Raw genomic sequence first — 15,220 nt, 5'->3', positions numbered from 1 at the left:
CCTGCGTGCGACCCCGCTCGGCTCGGCTCACTCCAGGCCTCCCACCGTCGGTCTCGTCACACTGGGTACTCGTGACGACTACTGCCGGTCGTCGGCCAGGGTGCCAGAGGTGAGGGGCCCCCGTCCCGGTGACCCGACACGGAGAGCACCAACGAGTGACGCTGGGTGAGGTGGTCCCGCCCTCCAGCGGTCGTCGGGCGACCCCCTACAGTGGGCCGGTGTGACAGGTCACGATCGGGTTTCGGCTGCGCCGCCGGAGTGGTGTTTGGACCGAAAGGCCGATCATCAGGGCCCGGATCGCGACTGACGTGAGTCCGAACGGCGAGATCCGCTCGACGGACCCGTCGGTGAGGATGGAGAGCGGGCGCGCGGGGGTCCGGCTCGGACGTCGTCACCGACGACGTGCACGACTCAGATGTCGACGACGTCGCTGAAGTGCATCGGCGACGGACGCAGGACCTCGGAGCACACGGAGGTGGCATGGCGCGCGGGATGGCCACGATGGCCGTCGTCGGGACCTCGTCGGAGGCCGACCCGGTGAGCACGCCGGCGGCCGGGACCCCGGTGGGGGCCGACCCGGTGGACGCCGCGACGACGACGGTGACGCGCGACCCGGCACCCGCCGGGACCGCGGCCGGCGCCGACCCGGCGACCACCGCGGTCCCTCCGGTCCGGCCCCTCCCGGCCGCCCGGACGGGCGACCCCGGGGTGGCGACCGCGCCGCTCGTGGCCGCCGGACCCGCCGCACCCGCCGCCGTGCCCACGTCTCCCGCCGCCGCACCCGCCGCACCCGCCGCACCCGCCGCACCCGCCGCCGTGCCCGCGTCTCCCGCCGCCGTCGTGACCGACCGGCCGCGCCCGCGTCCCCGCCGGACGGTGACCGCCCCCGCGGCCCCGGCGGCCCTCGCGTCCCCGCCCGAGGCGGCGGCCCCGAGCACGTGGGGAGCGCCGGCGGACGACCGGTCGACGAGCGTCCCCGCCGTCGACCCGGCCGAGGCCGAGGAGTTCCTCCGCCAGTTCTTCGCCGAGGCCGAGGAGCCCGGGGCGACCACCGTGAAGGGCACCGCGGCGCCCGCCGTCACGGTGGAGGAGCGCATCGCCGCCGTCCGCGAGGAGATCGCCCGGACGGGCACCTACGTGCACACCACCGCCGAACTGACCTACGGCGCGCGGGTGGCCTGGCGGAACTCCGCGCGCTGCATCGGCCGGCTCTACTGGCGCAGCCTGCACCTGCGCGACCGCCGGCACGTGACCGCGCCGGAGGAGGTCGCCGCGGAGTGCGTCGGCCACCTCGACGAGGCCACCCGTCGCGGACGCATCCGCTCCACGATCACGATCTTCGCGCCGGACACCCCCGCCGCGGCCGGGCCGCGGATCTGGAACGAGCAGCTGGTCCGCTACGCGGGCTACCGTACGGGCGGGCGTGTCCTGGGCGACCCGCGCCACGTCGGGTTCACCGACCACGCCCGGTCGCTCGGCTGGGTCCCGCCCTCACCGATGGGGCGGTTCGACGTGCTGCCGCTCGTGGTCTCGGGCGGCGGGGAGTGGGCCGAGAAGGGCCCGCAGTTCTTCGACGTGCCGTCCGCCTCGGTGCTCGAGGTGGACCTGCACCACCCGGACCACCGCTGGTTCGCCGACCTCGGGCTGCGCTGGCACGCCCTCCCGGTCATCAGCAACATGCGGCTCGACATCGGCGGCGTCTCCTACCCCGCCGCGCCGTTCAACGGCTGGTACATGGCGACGGAGATCGGTGCCCGCAACCTCGCCGACGCCGACCGCTACGACATGCTGCGCGAGGTCGCCGAGAAGATGGGCCTCGACACCTCCAGCGACCGCACCATGTGGCGCGACCGCGCCGCGGTGGAGCTGACGCTCGCGGTGCAGCACTCCTTCGACGTCGCCGGCGTGTCGATGGCCGACCACCACGGCGAGTCGGAGCGCTTCCTGCGCCACCTCGAGCGCGAGGAGCAGGCCGGCCGGTCGTGCCCGGTCGACTGGAGCTGGATCGTCCCGCCGATCTCGGGCGGACTCACCCCGGTCTTCCACCGGTACTACGACGAGCCGACCGACACCGGCCCGATGTTCCGGGTCGACCCGCAGGCCGCGGCGCGGGGTCAGGGCTGTCCGATGTGAGCTCCGCTCACGTGAGCACTAAGCGGGCCTATAGCCCCATTTAGTGCTCACGAGCGCTCCGCGCACAACCAGCCCCCGTGGTGCTCGTCCACCCGGAACGGCAGGCCGGTGCGCTCCCCGAGGGCCGTGAGGTCGTCGGGGGTGAAGCGGCGCAGGTGCCCGAAGACGGGGTCGGGGGTCTCCTCGTACGGCACGGCGACGACGATCCGGCGGCGGGCCACGCGCACCATCTCGTCGACGACCGCGCCCGACTCGCTCGCGGGCAGGTGCTCGAGCAGGTGGATCGCGGTGACGGTGTCGACGGAGGCGTCGCGCAGCGGGACGGCGCGGGCGTCGCACACCAGGGTGCGCAGCCGGTCGGCGGCCGCCGGCACCACGCCCGCCCCGGCCACGGCGGCGAGCAGCGTCATCGTGCCCGGGGTGTGGTCGGTGGCCACGACGTCGAGTCCCCGCTCGGCCATGAGCAGCGGCAGGAAGCCGAAGCAGGCCCCCAGGTCGGCCACCGTGGACCCGCGCACCTCGTCGAGGGCGCGGGCGTGCACGGGGGCGAACCCCGCGAGCGAGGCCTCCGGCGGGAGCCCGACGGCGGGGGCGGAGCGCGGGTGGCGCAGGACGGCGAGCGAGTTGGCGTAGAAGGTCGACCAGGCGGTCAGCGGGTCGAGGACCGTCGACCGGACGATGCCGGTGACCACCCGCTCGAACAGCGGCGCGGAGTCGACCACGGCGCCGAGCTCGTCGGCGACGAACGTCGAGACGTCGTCGTCGAGTTCGTCGGGGCGGAAGCGGTGCAGGACCAGCAGCCGGTCCCCGAGCCGGTGCACCTCGAACCGGTCGGTGCGCAGGTCCGGGGTCCTGCCCTCGGCGAGCCGCACCGGTACGGCCCCCCGGTCGAGGTGGCACACCACGACCGGGCCGTTCTCCCACCGGCCCGGGTGCGCCGGGGCGAGCGGGTCGATCCGCAGCGAGCCCGCCGTGTTGTCCACCGGCCCGGTCAGGGTCACCGACGTCACCGGCCGATCATCTCGGACACCATGTCGTGGCTGACCTCCGAGAGGCCGGTCAGGTCGCGGACCACCCGGATCCGGTCGCAGAACTCGGCGTACTGCGGCAGGTCGCACGCGCCCAGGCCCCACGAGTAGCGGGGCTCGGGCGTGAGCCAGATCGTCTCCCGGGCCCGGCGCGAGATCTCGGCGAACGCCTCGATGTTCGGGTCGTTCCCGTTGCCCCGGCCGTCGCCGAGCACGATCACCGTGGAGCGCCGGTTCACGGCCGACGCGTGGTCCTCGAGGAACGTCCCGAAGGCCTCGCCGTAGTTCGAGTTGGCGTCCACGTCGATCATGTCGCCGCCGAAGATCAGTCCGAGGGCGTCCTCGACGGTGTGGTCGGAGAAGAGGTCGGTGACCTCGATCAGGTCGGACACGAAGGCGAACGACCGCACCTGCCCGAACATGTCCTGCAGCCCGTGCACGAGGTGCAGGGTGAACCGGGCCGTCGCGCGGACCGAGAGCGACACGTCGGCGAGGATCACCAGGCGCGGTTTGTCCTCGGCGCGGCTGACGGTGACCGGCGTGAACGGGATGCCGTCGAAGCGCATGTTGCGCCGCATCGTGCGACCCGCGTCGATGCGTCCGCGCGGGGACTGGCGGCGCCGGTGGGTCAGCGCGCCGTGCAGGGTCTTGGCGAGCCGGCGCAGCGAGTCCTCGAGCTGCTGGCGCTCGTGCTCCTCGGCGCGGTCGACCTCGGCCCGGTGTGCCTCCTCGTCGGCGTGCCCGCCGTCGATCACCCGCTGCTCGATCTCCATGAGCCGCTCGAGGTGCCGCTTGATCGCCTCGGGCAGGTTCTCGAGCATGCCGGCGAGCCGGCGCCGCAGGGCCATCGCGTCGGACTCGTCCCCAGCACGGCCCTCGGCGTCCTCCTCGACGCCCTGCAGCCAGCCGAGCAGGGCCTCCTGCTGGGCCACGTTGAGGTCGGCGTCGACCTTCGTGCCCGACGCGGTGGCGATGTCGCCGGGCAGCCCGCCACCGTGCAGGTGGTCGGTCTCGATCTGGACCTTCTCCCCGGTGTTCGTCTGGTCGGTGGCGCCGTCCTTGGAGAAGACGATCTCGTCGGTCATCGCGGCGAGGTCGATCTTGTTGGCCTCCTGGTGCAGGTTGTACTGCTGCGCCATGTCCTCCGGGTCGAAGAACTGCTTGATGTCGACCGGCTTGCCGTGCTCGTGGCCCTGCTCCGGGGTCTCCGAGGGCTCCTCGGAGAGCGTGAAGTCGTTGAGGGTGCCGTCGTCGGAGAGGTCCTCGTGGCCGTGCCCGTGGCCGTGACCGGTCTCCGACCTCCCGATCTTCACGAGGGCGAAGAAGGCGTCGAAGATCTCGTCGAAGGTGGCCTCGTCGCGGATGTCCTTGACCAGGGAGACCTGCAGCGCCGCCTTGAGCGTCGCCCGGTCGGCGAGCACGCCGGGTTCGCGGGCGCACCGCATGGCGTCGAGGACCTCCGAGGTGGAGATCCGGACCTGACGGATGCGCAGGAGCCGCACGAAGCGGTGGATCGTGGCCTCCATCGCGAGGCCTCCTCTCGGTCGGGACCGCCGGGGACGGGCGGACCGGCACCGACCCGACGTCGGGAACGGGGCCGGTCCGGGCGCGCGTCAGAGCGCGCGCTTGCGACCCAGCCCGAACGACCGGTCGCCCTGCGAGGAACTGACCTTGCGCGGGTTCGTCGGGTTCTTGTCGGAGCCGGTGCGCGCGGCCTCCTGGTTGTCCCGGCCGGGCGCCCCGTAGACGCCCGCGTGGCGGCCCGGCTCGTCCTTCGCGGCGCGCACCGCGCGCCCGTCCGGACCGTCCTCGTCGTCGGGCGCGGGCACCGGCCCGGCGGAGCGGCCGTTGGTGGGAGCGTCGTGGGAGTGGTCGCCGTCGTGCCCGTGGCCATGTCCGTGGCCATGACCATGCCCGTGGGCGTCGTCGATCGTGGCGTTCGGGTCGACCAGGCCGGGCAGGGCGTTGAGCGCCTTGGTCACGTCCTTGTCGTACTTCACGACGACGCTGACGGTGTCGGAGAGGATCTGGGAGTTGAGGTCGTCGATGCCCAGCACCGCGAGCGTCCGCGCCCAGTCGATGGTCTCCGAGATCGACGGTGCCTTGCGCAGCTCGAGCTCCCGCAGGCCGCGGACGACCTCGACGAGCTCGCGCGCGGCGGCCTCGGGCAGCCCGGTGTTCTTCGACCGGACGATGTCGAGCTCGCGCTCCGCCGTCGGGTAGTCGAGGAACAGGTGCAGGCAGCGCCGCTTGAGGGCGGCGGCGAGATCGCGGGTGTTGTTGCTGGTGAGGATCACGTAGGGCGCGTTCTTCGCGGCGAACGTCCCGACCTCGGGCACCGAGATCTGGAACTCGCCGAGCGTCTCGAGCAGCACCGCCTCGAGGGCCTCGTCGGCGCGGTCGACCTCGTCGATCAGCAGCACGACCGGCTCGTCGGAGCGGATCGCCTCGAGCAGCGGGCGCGGGGCGAGGAAGCGCTCGGAGAAGAAGACGGAGTCCTGCGCGCCGATGCGGTCGACGGCGGTGGGGATGTCGGGGGCGTCCTCGACGACCTGCCCGATCTTCTCCCGCAGGATCTGGGTGTAGAGCAGCTGCTTGCCGTAGTCCCACTCGTAGAGGGCCTTCGTCTCGTCCTGGCCCTCGTAGCACTGCAGCCGCAGGAACTTCCGGCCCGTCGCGACGGCGAGCATCTTCGCGAGCTCGGTCTTCCCGACGCCGGCCGGGCCCTCCAGCAGGAGCGGCTTCTCCAGCCGCGTGAGCAGGAAGACCGTCGTGGCCAGCCGCCGGTCGGCGATGTACCCCTGGGCCGCGAGCGCCTCGACGACGTCGTCGACGGACTCGAACGGGCCCGTGGCCGCGGTGGGCTGCTCGGACGTGCTGGTCACGCGGGGATCCTCTCCTGCGGTGATCGTTCTGGGGGAACGCGCCGGTGCCCGGCGGGCCGTGGGACCGCCGGGCACCGGAGTGGCTACGTCGCTCAGCTGAGCAGGTCGTCCAGGTCGCCGTTGAGGCAGTGGTCGACCACGGGGCGCACCGTCGTGAAGGTGCACTCCTTCGGGTTGCCCGGGGTGCAGGCGTCGCCGAGGACGTGGTTGGTGATGCGGTCCACGTCGGCGTCGTTGCCCGTGATGGTCTTCTCGTTCTCGTAGAACTTCGTCGGGCCCTGGCCCAGCCGGTTCTTCGAGTACGAGTCCTGGGTGACGTCGGTGAACTTCTCCGGGATGCCCACGTCGCGCAGCAGCCGGATGGAGGCGGCGAGCGCGGCCTCCGCGGCCTGCACGTCGGTCATGTGCGTGGTGTCCACGCCCATGGCCGTCGCGATCTTCGCGAAGCGCTTGTAGGCGACCGGCATGTTGAACGCCCACACGCGGGGGAGCGCGATGGCGTTGTTCAGGCCGTGGTGGGTGTCGTAGAAGGCCGACACGGCGTGCGAGATCGAGTGGATGATCCCGAGGCCGCCGGAGTTGAACGCCTGGGCGGCGATGTACTGCGCGTACATCATGCCCTCACGGCCGGGGAGGTCCTGGCCGTTCCACACCGCAGCGCGGAGGTTCTCCGCGGTCAGCTCGATGGCGCGCAGCGCGTTGCCGAGGCTCGGCTCGAAGTTCAGGCGCGAGACGTAGGGCTCGCTGGCATGCGCGAGGACGTCGAAGCCGCACTGGGCGGTGAAGTCGATCGGGCAGTCGTAGTAGAGCACCGGGTCGTCGATGGCCAGCGAGGTCACCGAGTTGTCGTCGAACGCGACGTACTTGTGCGGGTTGTTCGGGTCCGTCGTCGTGTCGGTGATGACGTAGGCCCACGAGGTCTCGGAGCCGGTGCCGGCCGTCGTCGAGACCGCGATGTGCGGCGGGTTCTTCGGGTTCTCGGACTGGTTGAAGCCCTCGAACTCGTTGACGTTGCGGCCGTCGTGCGCCACCGAGATGCGGGCGCCCTTGCAGGCGTCGTGCGAGGAGCCGCCGCCGATCGACACGAAGCTGTCACAGGAGTTCTCCTGGTACAGCTTCACGGCGTCCATGACGTTGTAGTCCTTGGGGTTCGACTCGACCTGGTCGTAGATGACCGTCTCGATGCCGTGCCACTTCATGGACTCGCTGATCTTGTGGACGATGTCGGTACCGCGGAGGCCCGACGTCATAATCAGCGTCTTCTTGAAGCCCATCTTGAGGGCCTCGGGGCCGATCAGCTCGTGCGAACCCGGCCCGAGGAGCGCCCGGGGGAACGGGTGGAACTCCTTGATGGGGAACGGCTTGAGCAGCTCGTCGACCTGCATCGCGATCCTCTCGTCGTCTCGAAGACCCGCTCGGACCTCTGACCTCGAGCCGGTCTCTCGTCGGAGCCGGACGCTAGGCGTGCGCCACGTCACTCGCGAGAGTCACACGGTGATCCCGTTCACGGAGGTGGGAGATCACCTGCACCTTCGGAGGGTTTCGAGGGCTGCCCTTCCTACCGCCCGCACCGCTGCCTGCAGCTGCCAATAGCTTGCGACAAGCGACCCATGGTTCGTCCGGTCCCGCCCGGGAACTCCCGGCGACGTGGACCTCTCCGGCCGGACGGCGGTGGTGACCGGCGCGAGCCGGGGGCTCGGACGCCAGATCGCGCTCGGGCTGGCGGCGTCCGGCGCGCGGGTGATCGGTGTCGCGCGACCGGGCTCCGAGGTCCCTTCCGAGCTCGAGGCATTCCCGCTGGACCTGGCCGACGTCGACGCGATCGGCACGGCCGTGGCCGACGTCGGCGACGTGGACGTGCTGGTCAACGCGGCGGCCGTGATGAGCGAGCGCCGGTCGAAGACGTTGGAGGTCTCCCTCGCCGACTGGCGGGCGGTCCGCGACGTCGACCTCGACGCGCCGTTCGCGCTGATCTCGGCGTTCGTGCCCGGGATGGCGGAGCGCCGGTGGGGGCGCGTGGTCAACGTGAGCGCCTGCCTGGGGCGGATGAGCGGCCCCGGCACAGCGGGCGGGCTCGCGCCCTACCGGATCGCCAAGGCCGGGCTGAACGCCATGACCCGCAACCTCGCCCACGAGCTCGGCAACGGCCGCAAGGGTGTGCTGATCGACGCGACGTGCCCCGGGCACTGCCGGACCGACATGGGCGGCCCGGACGCACCCCGCTCCATCGAGGAGGGCGCGGACACCGCGATCTGGCTCGCCGGTCGCGACGCCACGCTGTCCGATCCGCCCCCCACCGGACGCCTGTGGGAGGACCGGGCCGAGGTGCCCTGGTAGGTCTTCCCGACGACGGGTGGGGCCGGTCCCGTCGCGGGCTGCGGTGGGGCCGGGTGACCAACGGTCCGCCATGGGGCTGCGGTGGGGCGGGCCTCGCCGTGGGTGATCAACAGTCCCGCAGCGGGCTCCCGGGGGTCCGGTGAGCCCGCTGAGGGACTGGTGATCACCGAGGTGGGGTCGGACAGAACCTGCAGACGGAGGCGGTGCAGATGCCCCGACGCGGGACCGGCACCGACGCGGACCGGCAACGGGGCGCGTGCCGCCGCCGGGCACCGGACCGGCACCGACCAGGCGTCAGGAACCCGCGAGCGCGGCCCGGGCGAGGTCGACGGCCCGTTCCGGGGACACCCCGAGCTCGCGCATCCTGACGGCGTAGGCCCGGGCGGCCGCGCGGGCCTCGTCGGGACCGTCGGAGGACTCGACGACGAACGTGCCGAGGCGGCCGCGCGTCTCGACGACCCCGGCCGCCTCGAGCTCCCGGTAGGCCCGGGCGACGGTGTTGGCGGCGAGGCCGAGGTCGACCGCGAGCCGACGGACCGCCGGGAGGCGCGTGTGGGCGGGGAGGGCCCCGGTGCGGACCAGCTCGGTCACCGACGCCCGGACCTGCTCGTAGGGCGCCACGGACGACGACGGGTCGACGTCGATCAGTGCGGTGGGGTCGGGGTCGGTCACCCGAAGCCCCGCCCGAGGTCGTCGAAGGCCGCCACGACGAGGGACCGTAGCTCCGCGTCGGGGGAGGCGAGCCACACCGTGAACACCCCGCGCATCGCGGCCACGACCACGCGGGCGAAGACCTGCGGGCGCAGTTCGTCGACCGGGCAGCCCCACCGCGCGGCCGCGTCCCGGGCGAGCGCGGCCTCCCAGGCCTCGTACCGGACGGCGGCGCGGGCGGCGACCTCCGGCACCGTCTCGATGAGCGCGAGCCGGCGCCGCAGGACCGGCTCGTCGCCGGGGGAGTAGGCGTTGACCTGCAGGAACGCCTGGCGGGCGGCGATGGTGGGATCGGTCGTCGTCGGCACCCGGGCGAGGGCGTCGACGAGCGCGGCGAGGGCGTCGTCGAGCTGACCGAGGACGACGTCGAGCTTCGTCGGGAAGTACCGGAAGAAGGTCCGGCGGCCCACGCCGCCCGCCGCGGCGAGGTCGTCGACGGTGACGTGGTCGAACCCGCGCACGGTGAACAGCTCCAACGCGACCGCCTCGAGGCGGCGGGCGCGGAGCGTCCGAGTGGCAGAGGTCACCCAGGCAGTGTGCCCCGTCCGAGGCGGCCGTCTCCTCGCGCGTAACAAACGAGACCGCGATCACGCCCCGCCCGATCGGTCGGGACCGGACCGTCCACGACGACCGTGTGAATGGCACCCGGTGCCAGTTAGCGTCCGACGCGTTCCGAGGTGGTCGAACGCAGGAGGTCGGTATGGCTGAGCCCACGCACGAGGAGACCCCGCTCGTCGAGGAGACCCTCGTCGAGGAGGTCTCGATCGACGGCATGTGCGGCGTCTACTGATGACCGCGGCTCCGGCGGAGGCACAGACCTCCGCCGGCGCCTTCGACCCCGCGCGCCCGTACCGGCTCTCGACGTCGGTCTCGGTGCGGCCGGAGTCGTTCGGCGCCCTCGTCTACGACTTCCACACCCGTCGGCTCTCCTTCCTCAAGACCAAGCCGCTGGTGCGGGTGGTCGAGGTCCTCGCGGATCACGACGACGTCCACGGCGCCCTCGTCACCGCCGAGGTGCCCGAGGCCCAGCGCGACCAGTACCTGCGGGCCCTCGCCGGGCTCGCCTCCGCCGGCACCATCCAGCGACGGGACGCAGGAACATGAAGCTCGTCGAGCACTTCACCCACGGCCTGACCTCCCCGATCTGCCTGACCTGGGAGCTCACCTACGCCTGCAACCTCTCGTGCGTGCACTGCCTCTCGTCGTCGGGTCGGCGCGACCCGAACGAGCTCTCCACCGCGGAGTGCAAGGCGGTCATCGACGAGCTGCAGCGGATGCAGGTCTTTTACGTCAACATCGGCGGCGGCGAGCCGACGGTGCGCAGCGACTTCTGGGAGCTGCTCGACTACGCGATCGCCCACGACGTCGGGGTGAAGTTCTCCACCAACGGCGTGAAGCTCGACCGGGAGCGCGCCGCGCAGCTGGCGAGGACCGACTACGTCGACGTCCAGATTTCCCTCGACGGCGCCACCGCGGAGGTCAACGACCACGTCCGCGGCCCCGGGTCGTACGACACGGCGATCCGCGCGATGGAGAACCTGTACGAGGCGGGCTTCGGCGAGTTCAAGATCTCGGTCGTGGTCACCCGCCAGAACGTCGACCAGCTCGACGACTTCAAGGCGATCGCCGACCGCTACGGCGCCCAGCTGCGCATCACCCGCTTCCGCCCGTCGGGCCGCGGCGCCGACTCGTGGGACGAGCTGCACCCCACCCGCGAGCAGCAGCGCCAGCTCTACGACTGGCTCGTCGCGAAGGGCGAGGACGTCCTCACCGGCGACTCGTTCTTCCACCTGTCGGCGTTCGGCCAGGAGCTGCCGGGGCTGAACCTCTGCGGCGCCGGTCGCGTGGTCTGCCTGATCGACCCGGTCGGCGACGTCTACGCCTGCCCGTTCGCGATCCACGACCAGTTCCTCGCCGGCAACGTCCGGTCCGAGGGCGGGTTCCAGGGCGTGTGGCAGGACTCGGAGCTGTTCGCCGAGCTGCGCGGCCCGCAGTCGGGAGGGGCGTGCACCAAGTGCTCGCACTACGACGCCTGCCAGGGCGGCTGCATGGCGGCGAAGTTCTTCACCGGCCTGCCGCTGGACGGTCCTGACCCGGAGTGCGTGCTCGGCAACGGAGAGGTCGCGCTGGCGAAGCTGGAGATGGACACCGTCATCCCCAAGCCGTCGCTGGATCACTCGCACCGCACCGAGCGCGGACCGCGCAAGGACGGCGGGCCGGTCCCGCTGACCCTGTCGGTGCGGCGCCCGGACAAGGCCTGCGACACGGACCCGCTCGCGGGCGAGGGTCGCCGGTTGCCGGCGGGCATCCGCGCCCACTAGGAGACGCAGCGGAGCGGAGCTCGAGCTGCCCACGACCTCCCCCGGCGCCGCGGACCCCCTCGTCGCGGCGCCGGGGTGAGCCCAGATGTTGACCGACCCGGCCACGTTCGGCACGCGCACGCTCCCGTCGCGCGTGCTGTTCGGTCCGCACGCCACCAACTCCTCGCCCGACCGCACCCTCGGCGCCGTCGAGCACTACCGGCTGCGGGCGGCCGGGGGCGCGGGCGTCGTCGTCACCGAGGTCGCGTCGGTGGTGGCGGACGACCGGCCGTACGAGTACGCCCCCCTGGCTCCGACCTGCGTCGACGGGTGGGCGGCGGTCGCGTCGGCGTGCGCTCCGTCGGTGGTGTTGGCCGGGCTCGGCCACGCGGGCTCGCAGTCCTCGGCGCGGGGGTTGCTGCGGGCGCCGTCGTCGGTGCCCGAACCGGCCACCCGGGCGGTGCCGCGGCCGCTGTCCGCGGCCGAGATCGACGTGCTGGTGGAGGCCTTCACGACGGCGGGTCGCGGGGCCGTCGACGCCGGGTGCGGCGGGGTGGAGATCGCGGCCGGGCAGTACTCCCTGCTCCGGCAGTTCCGGTCGGGGCTCAGTACTCCGACACCGGACGACCGTGTGCTGGTCGCGGTGCTCGAGGCGGTGCGGGCGGCGGTCCCCGACGCGTGGGTCGGCCTGCGGCTCGGCGTCGACGAGCTCGCGCCGTGGGCGGGGATCACGCTCTCGTCGGCGCTGGAGACGGTCGACCGGGTCGCGGACCTGGTCGACCACGTCGTGCCGGTGCGAGGGTCGGCGCTGTCGGTCGCGGCGACACGGCCGGACGCGCACACGGAGCCGGGCTTCATGGCCGAGGCGTGCCGGGCGGTGCGCGCCGTGGTGGACGGCCGGTGCGTCGTGGTGCTGGCGGGCAGCGTCGTCGATCCGGCCGACGCGGAGCGGGCGCTCGTGGACGGCGTCGCCGACCTCGTCGAGATGACTCGCGCCCAGCTCGCCGACCCGGCCCTCGTCGCCACCGTGCGGGCCGGCCGCACCCCGCGGCCCTGTGTGCTGACCAACCAGTGTTGCCGGGTCCGGGACGTCCGGAACCCGCGAATCGGGTGCACGGTCGAGCCGTCGGTCGGGGCCGTGCCCCGCCATGACAGCGGAGCGTGGTTGCTGCCACTGGACGACAGCAACGACGCTTCGCCGCCACCGGGGGGAGGGCCCGCACCGGAGGTGCTGATCGCCGGCGCGGGGCCCGCCGGGATGGAGGCGGCGCGGACCCTGGCGCTCGCGGGACGGGCGGTGCGGATCGTGGAGCGGGCCGACGCACCGGGCGGGCTGCTGCGGGTCATCGCGGCCCTCCCCGGCCGGCACCGTTTCGGCCTGCTCGCCGACTGGTACGTCGACGAACTCACCAGGCTCGGGGTCTCGATGCAGCTCGGAGGGCCTGTCGACGGGCCCGCGGACATCGTCGCCACCGGAGGACGGGACGCCGACCGCCCGGGAACGAGCGTCCTCGACGTCCTGCGCGGTGCCCCGCTCGACGGTCCCGTCGTCGTCGACGACCCGCTCGGGCACGGCGCCGCACTCGCGCTCGCCGAGCACCTGGCGACCACCTACGCCGTCACGCTCGTGACCCCCGACCAGGTCGCCGGGAAGCACGACCCCGACCTCGTCGGCGCGAACCTGCGGCTGCAGCGCGCCGGGGTCGAGCGGGTCCCCGAGCATCGGGTGGTCGAGCACCACACCGACCACGTCGTCGTCGCCGACGTCGTGACCGGTCAGCGACGCACGATCCCCGGCACCCTGGTGGACGCCGGACCGCGGGAGCCGCACCACCTGCCGTCGGGAAGGCTCGTCGGCGACGCCCGAGCCCCGCGCACCGTCACCGAGGCGATCCGGGAGGGGCGCCGCGCGGCCGAGGAGATCCTCCGTGCTGGGTGAGCCCCTGCGCATCGGGACACGCACCGTCCGGAACCGGATCGTCTTCCCCGCCCACCTCACCAACGCGGCCGAGCGCAACCTCCCGAGCGCCCAGCACGCCGCCTACTACGCGGCACGCGCAGCCGGGGGCGCCGGGCTGATCATCGTCGAGGAACAGGCCCTCGACCGGCCCTACGAGAAGGCGGTCCTCGGCACCGATCCCGGCGTCGTGCCCGGCTACCGGGCCATCACCGACGCGGTGCACGTGCACGGGGCGGTGGTGCTGGCGCAGGTCGGGCACAACGGCGCGCAGTCCGGCTCGCTCTACTCCCGCGCACCGGTCGTCGCCCCGAGTCCGGTCCCCGACCCGATGTTCCGCGAGGTCCCCGTCGCCCTCGACGAGGCGGGGATCGCGCGGGTGGTGCGCGGCTTCGCGACCGTCGCCCGCCACTGCGTCGCCGGCGGCTTCGACGGCGTGGAGATCCAGGGCTCGCAGGCCTCGCTCGTGCGCCAGTTCCTCTCGCCGCTGACCAACCACCGCCACGACCGCTACGCCGACGGCGTCGTGTTCCTCCGCGAGGTGCTCGCGGCCGTCCGCGCCGAGCTCGGCGACCGCGTGCTCGGCGTGCGGCTGCAGGGCGACGAGGGTCTCGACGGCGGGCTCACCGCGGCCGATGCCGCGCGGGTGGCGGTGCGCGTGGCCGACCTGGTCGACGTCGTGAACACCGCGGTCGGCGTCGCCACCGCGACGCTCCCGCTGATCGAGCCGCCCATGGGCGTGCCCGCGGGCTACGCCGAGCCGGTGCCCTCCGCGGTGCGGACGGCGTTGCGCGGGACCGGCGTCCCGGTGATCGGCGTCGGGCGCTACACCACCCCCGAGCAGGCACGACGCGCGCTCGAGGTCGGGGCGTGCGACCTCGTCGGGGTCGTCCGCGGGCAGATCGCGGACCCGTCGTTCGCGACGAAGGCCCTCCGCGGGGAGCGGGTCCGCCGCTGCATCGGGTGCAACCAGGAGTGCATCGCGGCGGTCGGGCTGAACCGGCGGCTCGGGTGCGTGGTCAACCCCGACGCCGGGCGGGAGTCGGCGCCCGTGCCGACGGTGCGTTCCCGACGACGGGTGCTGGTCGTCGGCGGTGGTCCGGCGGGTCTAGCCGCGGCGGCCGAGGCGGCGGAACGGGGCCACGACGTACACCTCGTGGAGCGCTCCGACCGGCTCGGCGGCCAGCTCGCGATCGCCGCATCTGCGCCGGAACGGCGGGAGCTGGCGCACGCGGTCGCCGACCTCGCGCACCGGTGCCGCGACGCGGGCGTCCGGGTGTGGCTCCGCCAGGTGAACAGAAACGGTCGGTATGACGACCCTTTCTGCTCACCTGCGGAGCACGTCATCGTCGCCACCGGGGCCCGCCCGCACCCGCCGTCGGGAACGATCGACGTGACCGACGTGCTCACCGGCACCGCCTCGCCGTCGGGACGGGTGCTGGTGGTCGACGACCTGGGCGGTCCGGCCGCGCCGAGCGTGGCCGAACTGCTCGCACAGCGGGGCGCACGGGTGCGGCTGATGACGAGCGGGATGGTCGCGGCGGAGGGGCTCGGCCCGCTCCTGGAGCGGGAGCGGTGGCGACGACGGGTCGCCGCGCTCGGGGTCGAGCTGCTCACCGACCGGGTGCTCCTCGCGTCCTCCGACCCCCGTCGCTCCGCTCGCCCGGACGGCATCCTCCACCACCCGACGGGCACCCTCGAGCCGCTCGGCGCCGACGTCGTGGTCCACGCCGGCCCGCGGGTCCCGGCGGACATCGAGGGACCGGGCACGCGGGTCGGCGACGTCCTCGCGCCGCGCGACGCCGCCGCCGCGATCCGGGAGGGGACGGACGCCGCGCGCGCCATCAGGTAACCGCAGGGTTGCGTGTC

At 73.4% G+C, this 15,220-nt stretch carries 13 protein-coding genes; 7 read left to right on the top strand and 6 right to left on the bottom strand.

Going from position 1 to position 15,220, the window contains the following annotated elements; genetic code table 11:
- Positions 1-876: 876 nt before the first annotated feature.
- Positions 877-2,133, top strand: a complete 1,257-nt coding sequence (locus A3CO_RS36745) for a nitric oxide synthase oxygenase (protein WP_085942354.1) — start codon at positions 877-879, stop codon at positions 2,131-2,133.
- Between the two features lie 47 nt (positions 2,134-2,180).
- Here A3CO_RS36745 and mftM read toward each other — a convergent pair whose 3' ends face one another.
- The 4 genes from mftM to mdo form a co-directional block, all read right to left on the bottom strand.
- The gene (gene mftM, locus A3CO_RS0111275) at positions 2,181-3,143 is read right to left on the bottom strand and encodes a mycofactocin oligosaccharide methyltransferase MftM (RefSeq protein WP_018332351.1); all 963 of its coding nucleotides are present in this window, start codon (positions 3,141-3,143) and stop codon (positions 2,181-2,183) included.
- On the bottom strand, positions 3,140-4,687 hold the full coding sequence (locus A3CO_RS0111270) for a VWA domain-containing protein (protein WP_018332350.1): 1,548 nt from the start codon (positions 4,685-4,687) through the stop codon (positions 3,140-3,142). The genes mftM and A3CO_RS0111270 overlap by 4 nt, the downstream gene beginning before the upstream one ends.
- An 87-nt stretch (positions 4,688-4,774) precedes the next feature.
- The gene (locus A3CO_RS0111265; RefSeq protein ID WP_018332349.1) at positions 4,775-6,046 is read right to left on the bottom strand and encodes an AAA family ATPase; all 1,272 of its coding nucleotides are present in this window, start codon (positions 6,044-6,046) and stop codon (positions 4,775-4,777) included.
- Positions 6,047-6,138: 92 nt separating this feature from the next.
- Positions 6,139-7,431, bottom strand: coding sequence for an NDMA-dependent methanol dehydrogenase (gene mdo, locus A3CO_RS0111260; RefSeq protein WP_018332348.1), 1,293 nt, complete (start codon positions 7,429-7,431; stop codon positions 6,139-6,141).
- Positions 7,432-7,693: 262 nt separating this feature from the next.
- Between mdo and A3CO_RS0111255 the strand changes: the two genes are divergently transcribed.
- Positions 7,694-8,383, top strand: a complete 690-nt coding sequence (locus A3CO_RS0111255) for an SDR family NAD(P)-dependent oxidoreductase (protein WP_018332347.1) — start codon at positions 7,694-7,696, stop codon at positions 8,381-8,383.
- Between the two features lie 294 nt (positions 8,384-8,677).
- Here A3CO_RS0111255 and A3CO_RS0111250 read toward each other — a convergent pair whose 3' ends face one another.
- Complete coding sequence (locus A3CO_RS0111250; RefSeq protein WP_018332346.1) at positions 8,678-9,055, bottom strand: GntR family transcriptional regulator; 378 nt, start codon at positions 9,053-9,055, stop codon at positions 8,678-8,680.
- Positions 9,052-9,621 carry an acyl-CoA-like ligand-binding transcription factor gene (locus A3CO_RS31575; protein WP_018332345.1) on the bottom strand — a complete coding sequence of 190 codons (570 nt, stop codon included), beginning with the start codon at positions 9,619-9,621 and terminating at the stop codon, positions 9,052-9,054. The genes A3CO_RS0111250 and A3CO_RS31575 overlap by 4 nt, the downstream gene beginning before the upstream one ends.
- Positions 9,622-9,794: 173 nt before the next feature.
- Between A3CO_RS31575 and mftA the strand changes: the two genes are divergently transcribed.
- From mftA to A3CO_RS0111220, 5 genes are all read left to right on the top strand, one after another.
- Positions 9,795-9,884 (top strand): mycofactocin precursor MftA, encoded by a 90-nt coding sequence (gene mftA, locus A3CO_RS31570; protein WP_018332344.1) that lies wholly within the window; start codon positions 9,795-9,797, stop codon positions 9,882-9,884.
- Positions 9,884-10,198, top strand: coding sequence for a mycofactocin biosynthesis chaperone MftB (gene mftB / locus A3CO_RS0111235; protein WP_018332343.1), 315 nt, complete (start codon positions 9,884-9,886; stop codon positions 10,196-10,198). The genes mftA and mftB overlap by 1 nt, the downstream gene beginning before the upstream one ends.
- Entirely contained in the window at positions 10,195-11,415 is a 1,221-nt protein-coding gene (gene mftC, locus A3CO_RS0111230) for a mycofactocin radical SAM maturase (RefSeq protein ID WP_018332342.1), read from the top strand. Before mftB ends, mftC begins: the two co-directional genes overlap by 4 nt.
- A gap of 85 nt (positions 11,416-11,500) precedes the next feature.
- Positions 11,501-13,333, top strand: coding sequence for an oxidoreductase (locus A3CO_RS0111225; protein ID WP_018332341.1), 1,833 nt, complete (start codon positions 11,501-11,503; stop codon positions 13,331-13,333).
- Entirely contained in the window at positions 13,323-15,203 is a 1,881-nt protein-coding gene (locus A3CO_RS0111220) for an FAD-dependent oxidoreductase (RefSeq protein ID WP_018332340.1), read from the top strand. Before A3CO_RS0111225 ends, A3CO_RS0111220 begins: the two co-directional genes overlap by 11 nt.
- The last annotated feature ends 17 nt before the right edge of the window (positions 15,204-15,220 follow it).

The organism is Actinomycetospora chiangmaiensis DSM 45062 (genome assembly GCF_000379625.1).
GTDB classification, from domain to species: domain Bacteria; phylum Actinomycetota; class Actinomycetes; order Mycobacteriales; family Pseudonocardiaceae; genus Actinomycetospora; species Actinomycetospora chiangmaiensis.
The sequence above is the reverse complement of the archived record's forward strand: the minus strand, read 5'-3'. Positions and strand labels throughout refer to the sequence as shown.